Here is an 11,370-nt window from a genome sequence, read left to right on the forward strand (position 1 = left end):
TATGACCAAATATTACTTTTAAGAATATAGAGAGCCTGATAGTTTACCCTCGCCGATAAAGAATCTTCATAAGAACAAAATATGTACGTTTACAACGAAGTCGACCAACGTATTGTCGATGAACGCGTCGAACAGTACCGTAACCAGACCCGACGCTATCTTGCGGGTGAATTAGCAGAAGAAGCCTTTCTGCCGCTTCGTCTCCAGAACGGCCTCTATGTCCAGCGTTTCGCTCCTATGCTACGGGTGGCCGTACCCTACGGTCTGATGAACACCACCCAGTTCCGTAAACTGGCGTATATAGCCCGTTTTTACGATAAGGGTTACGCCCACTTCACCACCCGTCAGAATGTTCAGTACAACTGGCCGGAGCTGGAGCAGGTACCTGATATTCTCGCCGAGCTGGCCAGTGTGCAGATGCATGCCATCCAGACCAGCGGCAACTGTATTCGCAACACGACAACGGACCCTTATGCCGGGGTTATCAAAGATGAAGAAACAGATCCTCGCCCCTGGTGTGAAATCATCCGACAGTGGTCAACCCTGCACCCGGAATTCGCCTTCCTGCCCCGGAAGTTCAAGATTGCCGTAACCAGCAACCCTGAAATCGACCGTGCCGCCGTACAGCTACACGACATAGGCATCCATGTGCGTGTAAATAATCAGGGTGAAACCGGCTTCCGGATGATTGTCGGCGGAGGTTTGGGGCGTACACCCGTTATCGGTACGACCATTTGTGAATTCCTGCCCTGGCAGCATCTACTCACTTATCTCGATGCTATTTTGCGGGTGTATAACCGCTATGGTCGTCGAGATAACAAATACAAGGCTCGTATAAAGATTCTGGTTAAGGCTTTGGGTATTGACGCCTTCCGGGACAGAGTGGAAGAAGAGTGGGCACATATCAAAGATGGCCCTGCCACCCTCACCGAGACAGAGATTGAACGTATAGCCGGGCATTTCATCGATCCGACTTATGAAGTTCTTCAAAACGACCCGGTTCAACTCACGGAAGCCCTGAGTCACAATAGCAGCTTTAAAAACTGGTATGTACGCAATGTCGTCAAACACAAAGTCCCCGGTTATGCCGCTGTTACCATTACCCTGAAAAATACAGGTGCTGCCCCCGGCGATATCAGTGCAACCCAGATGGATCATCTGGCCATGCTGGCAGATGAATTCAGCTTTGGCGAGCTGCGCTCAACCCATGAACAAAATCTGGTGCTGGCCGATGTTCGTCAGGATCAATTGCTTAACCTTTGGAAGCGGTTATCCGAACACCGCCTTGCAGCACCCAATGCAGGTTTGCTATCTGATATGATCGTCTGCCCCGGTGGTGACTTCTGTTCTCTGGCGAATGCCAAATCACTTCCACTGGCTGAAGCCATTCAGCGTAAGTTTGATGACCTGGATTACCTTCACGATCTGGGTGATCTCAGCCTGAACATTTCCGGCTGCATGAATGCCTGTGCCCACCACCATATTGGCAATATCGGTATCCTGGGTGTCGATAAGAAAGGCGAAGAGTTTTACCAGATTATGCTGGGCGGCTCCGCCGGACATGATGCATCGTTGGGTAAAATCATCGGTCCGTCTTTTAAGCAGGAAAATGTGCCGGATGTGATTGAGATCATTCTCACGACTTACCTGCAACAGCGTCAGGACGGTGAAAGCTTCCTGAATACATACCGCCGCATAGGCCTGAGTACATTCAAGGAGGTGGTTTATGCACGCCCTGCAGCCTGAGATTTTCACAAACACCCCAGAGTCTGAAAGTGACCCGAGCACTCTCACTCTCGAAACCGATACGGAACTGAGCGACATTGCAAACACTGCAGGTAATTACGAAGTAATTGCCATTCACTTCAATGCTTTTGCTGACGGCCGGGGCTTTTCACTGGCACGTCTGTTGAGAGAGCGCTTGAATTATCAGGGAAAAATTCGTGCAGTAGGTGATTTTTTGCCGGATCAAATGCACTATCTGGCTCGCTGCGGCTTCAACAGCTTTGCTCTGCCCGATGGCACAAAACAGGAAACAGCAAAGCAGTGCCTGAAGGCCTTTACCGAGGCTTATCAGATTTCCTGGGATCGTAAAGAGCCTCTTTTCAAACGCCTTTAGCCCATGTCAAAGCAAGCCCTGTAGAAACAAACCTGATTCTACAGGGTTTTTCACAGTCCACCCTTCCACCCTACGTATAAACCGATATACTGACTTCAGTCACTCAGTGGTTTAGCCCATGGACTCTGGATCCTTATTCTTTTCGTTCTTTCTGATCTTCACTGGAGCAGCAGCTCTGGCAACACTGGCTCTTGCTACACGACAGCCTCTCATTGTCGCCTACATAGTACTGGGGGGAATCTTCGGCCCTTCCGGTTTAGGGCTGGTGACAGATACCAGTCTGCTGGCTGATATCTCCCATGCGGGTATTCTCTTCCTGCTCTTTTTATTGGGGCTGGATATGCAACCCAGTCACCTTATGCATATGCTGCGCAAAACCGCTACGGTTGGTTTACTCAGCTCCATCGTGTTTGCCGTAATAGGATTCGCTTGCGCCAAAGCCTTTGGTTTTACCGACACAGAAAGCCTGGTGATTGGCGGTACTATGATGTTCTCCAGCACTATTATTGGCATCAAGCTGTTACCCACCACCGTTCTGCACCACAAACACACCGGCGAGCTATTGGTCAGTTTACTGCTGTTGCAGGATTTGCTGGCAATTATGATGCTCGTTGTACTCTATAACAGCGCCAACCTGAATGATGATGGCATCCTCCCCCTTATCAGCACATTAACAAAACTCCCCGCACTCGCATTGTGCGCATGGTTAATGGTGCGCTACATACTTCTCCCCCTTATGGCACGTTATGACCGATTCCACGAGTACATGTTTCTCCTCGCTATCGGCTGGTGCCTGGGACTGGCAGAGCTGGCACACAGCCTCGGGTTATCGGCTGAAATTGGAGCCTTCATTGCAGGGATATCCATTGCTACCAGCCCTATTGCCCAGTACATAGCTATGAACCTCAAACCCTTACGGGACTTTTTCCTGATTCTGTTCTTCTTCTCCGTTGGGGCTAGTTTTAACCTCGCACTGTTGCCAGAAGTTATTCTTCCCGGATTGGTGCTCACCGTTGTATGCCTGGCTCTCAAACCACCTGTATTCTGGTTTTTCCTGAGAAAAGTGAGTGAAAAGCGAAAAACAGCGTGGGAAGTCGGTGTTCGACTGGGACAGAACAGTGAGTTTGGATTGCTTATTGCCAGCGTGGCAGTCGCACAGGGGCTGATTGATACTGTGGCCTCCCATACCATTCAGGCAGTGGCAATACTCACGTTATTATTCTCATCTTACTTGGTGGTTTTCAATTATGAATCGCCCATCGCTGTATCAGACAAACTACGAAGGGATTAATAGCTTCAGCTAAACCCCAACCAATTTGAAACAAGCTTCCCCTTACCTGGCAGAGGAACACGTTTCTTGTAAACAGCACCGCCAAAATCCGCATCAACCAGTCCCTGCTCTATTTCAAATACCCAGTACCGGTAGTTAACCTTAAGTACCCAAAGCAATGGTCCGGGCACTTACCGGCACTGTTTTTTCGGGGCCACCATAGAATGGGCTGTGAATTAGTTGTTAATCTGCCAGTTGAAACCGATCATTACGTTGCTTCAGGGTTCCATCGTTAATCAGCTGCTCAATAATGGCCTCTCCCCGTTCACGAGCAGACGTCGTCACCCGTTTAAATCCAATAAGTGACAAAGCCGCAGCAATGCAATCGCCTGAAGTGATTGAGTGGGCATCCTTAACCGTCAAGGTAACGACCTCCCGCAGCTCATCATCGCTTACATATTCCAGTTTTTTCAGCTTGTTATCTAAAAAGCTCCAATCTCGTAAAACAGGTTTACTAATAACTGTTGATGACACAAACTCATCAGAAATGATGATGTGTCCCCTTTTCCCTAACAAGCTAAGGTGGTGATCAATTTTACGCCTGATCCTGACTCCGACTTTTGAAAATCCTGCAGCATGCGTTAGGCGAGTCGCCAGTATATGAGAATGAACAGGCCCTTCTGCCGCTACAATTTTCTCGATGGCAGATTCTATTTTATCAGACTCAATCTTTTCAAAACTATCCCACCCCGCCAAGCTCAACTCAGTAGCATCTAATTGCTGATACGGTGGTAACCCTGTGTGCATTTTTCCAGGAGCTTCAGCCCTTACGATCTCAACTTTAGTCTGAGCTGGTTGCACTGTGGTCTTTACGACCTCAGGCTCTAGCTCAAGTGTTTTGTAATAGGCTACAGATTGCTCAATCGACTCCTGTAAGCGCGTAATTTCGCCAGAAGCATTTCGGAACCAGTCAGTGCTCCAGATTCGATGAAAACGCCAGCCTAAGCCTTCCAGTACAGATTGACGAATACGATCACGGTCCCTTGCAGAAGCAGAGCTGTGGTATGTTGCTCCATCACACTCGACGGCCAGAATATAGCGCCCTGGTTTTTCAGGGTCACGTACTGCGAGATCAATATAGAAGCCATTACAGCCAACCTGGGGCTCTACCTGGTAACCCAGATTTTCTATAGCTCGATGCACGTCCTCTTCAAATGGAGAGTCAGCCCCTTTACCTGTTTCTCTGGATTGTTCCAGCTCTCCTGTCTCTGCATATTTAAGGAAAGCTTTGAATGACTGAATACCGAGGGGGGAATCTGCATTAGTTTTCAGGTCATCTGCTGTAAAGTTACAGAAAACCTCCATAGCCATCCGGGCACGGGTGATCAAAACATTCAGGCGTCGTTCGCCGCCTACTTTATTCAAAGGTCCAAAGTTTTGACTGACATTGCCGGCTGTTGTCCGCCCATACCCGACACTGATATAGATGACATCTCGTTCATCTCCCTGAACATTTTCAAGGTTCTTGATAAAGAACTCGTCTCCTTCCTGACGCTCGAAAAACTCTTCAACATCGGAGTATTCTCTTCTCAGGCGTTCGACCTCCAATATGATGGCGTCCCGCTGGGCTGTACTGAATGCGACAACCCCGAGGGATAAATGACCTTTGTGTCGTGCGTGCTCCATGACAGCTTCTGCAATGGCCAGAGCTTCCATCTTATTTGTTCGACTGCCTCCTCTGTCATAGGTCGTATCCAGCAGATTCATTTTTAAACCTGTTGCGCTGGGGTGAATACCCGGGCTTGGGAAGACCATCAGTTTATTGTTATAAAATTCAGCATTGGATACCGCTATAAGGGAGTGATGGCGGCTACGGTAGTGCCAGCGCAACATAGACTCCGGTGCACCTTTCGATGACATGAGCCCAAGAATGCTTTCTACATCAGCGGTTGCACTTTGGTCAGCTTCATTTTCGTCAAGCTCTACAGCTCTGCCAAAAAAGTTGGTTGGTGGCATCTGTTTGCTATCACCTACAACAATCACTTGCTTCGCTCTGGCTATTGCCCCCAGTGCGTCTGGTGCTGTTATCTGACTGGCTTCATCAAAAACGACCATATCAAACTCAATACGCCCCTGTGGTAAGTACGTGGCCACTGACATGGGGCTCATCATAAAGACAGGCTTGATCTGTTGAATTACGCTGCCAGCTTCAGACATTAAACGGCGAATAGCGAGGTGTCGCCGTTTTTTATTCATTTCTCTGCGAACAATGTCCATCTCTCCAGGCGCATTTTTGTTGGGCAAAGAGTCATAAATTTTTCTGGTTAGGCTTTCTTTCGCATAATCAAACAATGAAGAATCTATATCCGAAAACTCTTTCAGTAAGCGCTCGTGGGTCAAACGATCAAACTGACGAATCTCGGCATGACTGTTGTAGGCTTCATTAACCAAGCCACTGTAGTAGCTGTTATTTAGAGTGTGGAGAAGGTCTTGGGGAGTGTGACTCCAATCTGCACTCCAGTGTGCCAAATCACCTAAATCCAGTACTTCCAGTTCCTCACACAGCTGATTGAATCGTGCGATGTCGTACAGCTTTTCTGCTTGCTGCCAACCTGTGAGGAATGTATCCATTTCAAGGAAGTTAATGGTTAAGCATTCATTTAAAGGGTGACCAGCTTTGACATCTATTTTTTCCATAAGTTGATGGATGTGTGATGTTAACTCACCAACATTTCGAGTCAGTTGATCCAGCTGTGGCTGCCAGTCAGCAAGTGACCTTCCCCCTTGCCCTTGTAAGAACTGAGTAATGCCTTCTGGGATATCACCTTTGCCAATCTCTTCATACAAATGGATCAGCCAGGAGGATATTGTTTCCAGCACTTCCCAGTCAGAGTCTTCCTGCTGCCACTGGGCCTGAAACAGCGTTTCACCCAGTCTCTTCAGAGACTCATAGGTTCTTCGCTCGTTCTGGTATATCAACAAGTCATCAATATGGTTGAGCCAATCCGTTGCAGCTCCTTCCAGATCACCTTTGCATAATCCCTGATAAGCGGCTTTAGCTCGTCTGTATTCACCAGAAAATATACGCCACCACTTGTCTGCTCTTCCGGCTAACCCTTGGCGAATGTGCAATACATCAGCCCCCCATGCTTGAGGGATAAATCTCTCCTGGTGCTTCCTCTTAACACCTTGCATAAGGGTGCCAGCCTTGACCAACTTGCGGATAGCATCACGACGTTGCTGCCAGTCGTCTGTATTGAGCTGTATCCCCTCCAGTTTTGGGGCATCAACTGCACGTGTCGCCGCACGGTGCAAAACCTCAACCTGTGCAAGTGTTGTTGCCACGGGGAGTGCCATATCGGCTGCAAGTTTACGGCTGTATTCTGTAATGGTATTTAATGCGGTTATACAGGCACTCGCCAATGTCGCGATTTGATGCTGTTCCACAGGGGAAAGAGATGTACGTTTAGAGTCGGAAAAGGGGTTATCCACAGCCAGCCCTTTTTCTTCGATGTGAGCAACCATTGAGGCAACTATGCGATTAGCTGTTGCCAGAGTTTCTCTATCCCAAGAATTCATAATCTGGAATGGTAACTCTGGTAGAACGGCGCTTTGTTGGTGAGCTCTCACACGAAGCTGTTTCCCCAGAGCCTGTATATAGTTTTCCTCTGAATTCAGGATTGGCTTCTTTGTAGCTTCTACATAGTTGTTTAATTGAGTGCGCACGTTTCGAAGGCGATCGTACTCATCCTCTCGGCAAGGTGTTTGAGGTTTGCCTTGATCCAATGTGGTTTGCAAGGAATCAAGGACAGCTTTTTTCGTGCTCTTATGGCTGTGTAATTCCAAAACAGCATCACCCAGACAGGACTCATCCAGCCGTTGCTTTACGACAGACAGTGCTGCCATTTTCTGAGCAACAAAGAGGATTTTTTTCCCACGGGCAAGACCTTCGGAAATAATATTGGTAATCGTCTGGGATTTACCAGTTCCTGGAGGCCCCTGGATCACCAGATTGGCTCCCTCTATAGCCGATAAAATGGCAGCTGTTTGGCTGGAGTCAGCATCTTTAACCAGCTGAAGAGATTCTGGCTCTTTCACATACTGATGATTTTCAACGTTGCTGACTCTCTCCGCATCGCTGGAAAACCCACCACTAAAAAGGCTCTTAACAATCTGGTGATTAGCGGGTGACTTGTCCTCTGGCCAATGCTCAGGGGCAAGGTCTGTATACATTTGGAACTTACCAAATGAGAATAACCCCAGAGCCATATCATTCTCTTTGACTTCCCAGCGAGACTGCTTTGAAACAGCCTCACGAACGTTTTCCAAGTAGGCAGGGATGTCTGCATCATCGTCTATGTCTGGCAGCTCTACACGGAATTCCCCTTTAAGTTTTGCTGCAAGAGCCAAGTTCGACCCCGCATCTGCTTCTGTCCAGGCAATAGAGAACGTATCTTTTGCAGACCCGCGACGCAGCTCGACAGGAACCAGAATAAGTGGAGCTAGTCGTGGTGTTGATGAATTTGGATCCTCGTACCATTTGAGAAAGCCCAGTGCCAGATAGAGAACTTCAATACCTTGCTCTTGAAGCAGGGTGTGGGCTTCATTTTCCAAACGTAGCAAAGTGGTATCGAGCTTTTCTGAAGACAGGCTGGTTTGCAGGCAGGTATCGTTATGCCGGCCCTCTCCCCCTTGCTCCTCTAAGTATTCAGCAAGGGGGGGAAGCTTATCCTGTACGGTATCAGTGTCGTCTATAGGGAGAGAGGCTTTCGCTTGCTCCTCCTCATACACTTCTGGAACAGGAAGAAAGCGCATGAGTTTCTTCTGACTGATTAATATATCAAATACAGCATCACTCAACTCATCAATAATCGAGAGCGATTTGGTGCCAGGCCGAAAGTTTAGAAGGGGGTTAGCTCTTAGCCCCATATCCAGCAGCTCTCTGCGCGCCAAATCAAGTCGATTTTCGATTGTATTCATCATGGAGTGAGTCATTATCTCTGTCTGGAAATTTTCTGTCTTGCGCATAGCACTTCAACAGTTTTCACACTAGGTTTTGTCAATAATATTACGGTAGAACCCGCTAATCCTCTATACCCAGACAACCTGCCAAAATAGGTAACTAATCACATTAAACAACGCACATCACTTGCAGCTTCAGGCGATAACTACTGCCTCGCATCAGCCCCCCCTTCCCTTCGAAAAAAGCCCTCACCCTACCTCTTACCCAATATGCTGAAATTAAAAGCAAATTGTCGTTCACTCCGATCGCATTTTTAGCGATGATACCCAGGTTCTCAAACGAGCCTGCACGGATGACAGCGCCAGCATCAACCACCAGCCAACATCGCAAGATCATAGCCAGCTACTCCAGCCTTGGATTCGATATTGTCACAGCAGAACCAGCCAAGAGGATGCGGGAAGACGGGCAGCACGCTGGCCCACAAGAAATATGAAGTGGATCACTGCTTCCCCTATGCCAACTGGTCTAACAATGACTTGTGGAACTTGATGCCTGCAACCAAAACCGCCAACAGCAAGAAAAGCAATAAGCTGCCTGCCGGGGGAGTTATTGCTGGCATCCAAGGGCCGAATTTTGGAATGGTGGGAACAGGGCTACCAGTCCCCAGGCTATGAACGCTGGGGGATGTGTTTGAAACATGAGCAGCAGATGCCTGAGTGGGGTTAGCCTCGTCAGAGTTTACATCGCACTGTTGCCAGATCGCTCCACTGCGTTGTATACCGCGGGCTCAAATAGTTCTGTTTCATATGCCAGCGGGCTGGCTTGTTACCACTGGCAGCCACTTTGAGCGTATTGTTTCCGAAACGGTTGTTAATACTGTCCAGTACATCTGTCAGTTCCGGCTTTGAAGATTCCTGTGATGGGGGGCGAACAGTAAACAGGTCACCCTGCTCAGTGGTCTGAGAGCCAATATCCAGCAATACAAATCCTGCCTTTCGGTACTGATAACCCTCCCGGAATATCCGCTTCAACCCTTTATGGGTCTCCCGCAACCAAATCGAGGTACTGGCACTGGCCTGTGGAATCTGCAACACAAGACTGCCGTGGTATTGCCCATCATCTTTGCGAAAGGGATCCGTCCGTAAAAACAGTTGCGCTTTGGCAGCCGCCTTCCCCTGCCGACGCATTTTTTCGCAGGCTCGGGAAACATAGGTTGCCAGCGCCTCCCAGACTTCCTTTTCCGACGACACGGGCAACCCAAAGGAGCGACTGCACATAATGGTGTGTTTATTACCATCCTGCTCTTCATCCCAGGGCAGGCAATTCTCTCCCCGCAATTCACGCACAAGCCGCTCTTCGGTCACGGAGTATTGCCTTTTGGCTTGAGAAGGCTCCAGGTTGGCAAAATCACGTACTGTAAGAATCCCCTGTTCTTTTAACCGCGGGGCCAACCTGCGCCCAATCCCCCAGAGCTCATCCACCGGTGTAATCGCCATCAGCCGTTTTTGTCGCTCCGGGTCTGTCAGATCCACTACACCACCGGTGGCCGGGTAATGCTTTGCCGCATAGTTCGCAAGCTTGGCCAGAACCTTGGTCGTAGAAATACCGACACCAATGGGCAGACCTGTCCATCGGCCTACCTTCTGTTGAATGGCGCGCCCCTGTGCCTCCCAGTTTTCTACAGGGAAACCAGTAAAACGCAAAAACGCCTCATCAATGCTGTACACCTCAACCTCAGGCGTAAAACCTTCCAGCACCGACATGAACCGTTCCGACATATCACCATAGAGGGGATAATTGCTGCTGCGAATGGCAATCTGCCCCTGCTCCATCAGCCGCCGAACCTGAAAGAATGGCGTCCCCATCGCCACACCTATGGCTTTCAGTTCTGGCGTACGTGCAATCACGCATCCGTCATTATTAGAGAGTACCCCTACGGGCATACGAAGCAGGGCTGGCTCAAAAACGCGATGACAACTGCAATAAAAGCTGTTGGCATCACAGTGAGCAATCACCGTAGCAGGCTGTTTCATCGCAGCGAGTGAATCACGTGCACCACTACCCCCCAGACATCCAGGGTCTGGCCGTCACTCAGAATAATGGGGGTGTAGGCCGCGTTAGCGCTATGGAGCTCAGTGGCGTGAGACGTTTTCTTCAGAGTTTTGATACACAGCTCGCCATCCAACAGACACATCACAACATCCCCCGTTGATGGCGTCAGAGAGCGGTCCACAATCAGAATATCACCATCAAAAATACCCACTCCTTCCATAGAAGCTCCCTGAGCTCTGGCAAAGAAGGTGGCGGCTGGATGCTCCACCAGCAAATCATCCAGAGACAGACGCTGTTCCATATAGTCCGCGGCCGGGCTGGGAAAGCCGCAGGCCGCCGGCGCTTCATAAAACGGGTATAACTGCTGTGCCATAACCTTATCCGTCAACTGTTTTTATATACAGTAATACGCAGAGAACAGAGACTCAAGTTGTTACCTGGAGAGAGCAATCTCTGTCTTCGGAACAGATAAACAGGAAAGGTACGCAATTGTCTGAAACCAAAAGGAAAACACAAGTTCCCTAGTTGTGGGTGACGGTGGCCAGTCTCGGATGCATGATGCCAGAGCAGCTATCAGCGCTATTGCAGAATTAAATAAGATGAGTGGCGCCTACAAAACATCAGCCAGTGACCTGCCAGAAGTCACCTTCATTCAGCACTTTGGGACGAGTGATGACGCCCCTAAGAAAGCTGTACTTGTCAGGGGCACAGACACTTGACCGAGGGGGGAAGGTATAAGGGGGCTGGACACGGGACTCATGTCTTTCTGAGTGCTTCCCCCCCTGTATGTGCAAAATTTAAGTGCCCTAAATAACCAGCAAGACGATTGACTTGTCATTATCGCCATGCTGAGGTTAACTTACCCGCTCAGTTGATCACGGAAGCAAGGAGGTACACATGACATCACCATTAGTTGGCGTCGGTCTGTACAGCATCCAGGAAGCATGGTGTTCCATTACAGGCAAT

9 protein-coding genes are annotated in these 11,370 nt (G+C 49.0%); 5 read left to right on the forward strand and 4 right to left on the reverse strand.

The features are described 5' to 3' along the window. The first annotated feature begins 81 nt into the window (after window positions 1–81). From E1189_RS05710 to E1189_RS05720, 3 genes are all read left to right on the forward strand, one after another. Window positions 82–1,746, forward strand: coding sequence for a nitrite/sulfite reductase (locus E1189_RS05710; protein ID WP_155159081.1), 1,665 nt, complete (start codon window positions 82–84; stop codon window positions 1,744–1,746). Further along, complete coding sequence (locus E1189_RS05715; RefSeq protein ID WP_155159082.1) at window positions 1,727–2,119, forward strand: DUF934 domain-containing protein; 393 nt, start codon at window positions 1,727–1,729, stop codon at window positions 2,117–2,119. Before E1189_RS05710 ends, E1189_RS05715 begins: the two co-directional genes overlap by 20 nt. Before the next feature lie 118 nt (window positions 2,120–2,237). Beyond that, window positions 2,238–3,410 (forward strand): cation:proton antiporter, encoded by a 1,173-nt coding sequence (locus tag E1189_RS05720; protein WP_155159083.1) that lies wholly within the window; start codon window positions 2,238–2,240, stop codon window positions 3,408–3,410. Window positions 3,411–3,415: 5 nt separating this feature from the next. Here E1189_RS05720 and E1189_RS05725 read toward each other — a convergent pair whose 3' ends face one another. Together E1189_RS05725 and E1189_RS05730 are read right to left on the reverse strand one after the other, a co-directional pair. Then, complete coding sequence (locus E1189_RS05725; RefSeq protein ID WP_329601911.1) at window positions 3,416–3,580, reverse strand: type II toxin-antitoxin system RelE/ParE family toxin; 165 nt, start codon at window positions 3,578–3,580, stop codon at window positions 3,416–3,418. Window positions 3,581–3,632: 52 nt separating this feature from the next. Beyond that, window positions 3,633–8,372, reverse strand: coding sequence for a DUF3320 domain-containing protein (locus tag E1189_RS05730; RefSeq protein ID WP_196221243.1), 4,740 nt, complete (start codon window positions 8,370–8,372; stop codon window positions 3,633–3,635). 405 nt (window positions 8,373–8,777) lie between these two features. Between E1189_RS05730 and E1189_RS26195 the strand changes: the two genes are divergently transcribed. Continuing rightward, window positions 8,778–9,026: an HNH endonuclease domain-containing protein gene (locus E1189_RS26195; RefSeq protein ID WP_408014700.1), complete on the forward strand. Its 249-nt coding sequence runs from the start codon at window positions 8,778–8,780 to the stop codon at window positions 9,024–9,026. A 57-nt stretch (window positions 9,027–9,083) separates the two neighbouring features. On the opposite strand, the gene E1189_RS05740 is transcribed toward E1189_RS26195, so the two are convergent. Next, window positions 9,084–10,385: a Y-family DNA polymerase gene (locus E1189_RS05740; protein WP_155159085.1), complete on the reverse strand. Its 1,302-nt coding sequence runs from the start codon at window positions 10,383–10,385 to the stop codon at window positions 9,084–9,086. Further along, window positions 10,382–10,777 (reverse strand): translesion error-prone DNA polymerase V autoproteolytic subunit, encoded by a 396-nt coding sequence (gene umuD / locus E1189_RS05745; RefSeq protein ID WP_155159086.1) that lies wholly within the window; start codon window positions 10,775–10,777, stop codon window positions 10,382–10,384. Before umuD ends, E1189_RS05740 begins: the two co-directional genes overlap by 4 nt. 178 nt (window positions 10,778–10,955) lie before the next feature. Between umuD and E1189_RS05750 the strand changes: the two genes are divergently transcribed. Then, window positions 10,956–11,123 (forward strand): hypothetical protein, encoded by a 168-nt coding sequence (locus E1189_RS05750; RefSeq protein ID WP_155159087.1) that lies wholly within the window; start codon window positions 10,956–10,958, stop codon window positions 11,121–11,123. Window positions 11,124–11,370: the final 247 nt, after the last annotated feature.

Source organism: Parendozoicomonas verongulae (genome assembly GCF_009711465.1).
GTDB lineage: Bacteria > Pseudomonadota > Gammaproteobacteria > Pseudomonadales > Endozoicomonadaceae > Sansalvadorimonas > Sansalvadorimonas verongulae.

Excerpts from the sequence above, each read along its gene's own strand:
- E1189_RS05710 (WP_155159081.1), top strand. The coding sequence starts at position 82 with ATGTACGTTTACAACGAAGTCGACCAACGTATTGTCGATGAACGCGTC.
- E1189_RS05715 (WP_155159082.1), top strand. The coding sequence starts at position 1,727 with ATGCACGCCCTGCAGCCTGAGATTTTCACAAACACCCCAGAGTCTGAA.
- E1189_RS05720 (WP_155159083.1), top strand. The coding sequence starts at position 2,238 with ATGGACTCTGGATCCTTATTCTTTTCGTTCTTTCTGATCTTCACTGGA.
- E1189_RS05730 (WP_196221243.1), bottom strand. The coding sequence starts at position 8,372 with ATGATGAATACAATCGAAAATCGACTTGATTTGGCGCGCAGAGAGCTG.
- E1189_RS05740 (WP_155159085.1), bottom strand. The coding sequence starts at position 10,385 with ATGAAACAGCCTGCTACGGTGATTGCTCACTGTGATGCCAACAGCTTT.
- umuD (WP_155159086.1), bottom strand. The coding sequence starts at position 10,777 with ATGGCACAGCAGTTATACCCGTTTTATGAAGCGCCGGCGGCCTGCGGC.
- E1189_RS05750 (WP_155159087.1), top strand. The coding sequence starts at position 10,956 with ATGCATGATGCCAGAGCAGCTATCAGCGCTATTGCAGAATTAAATAAG.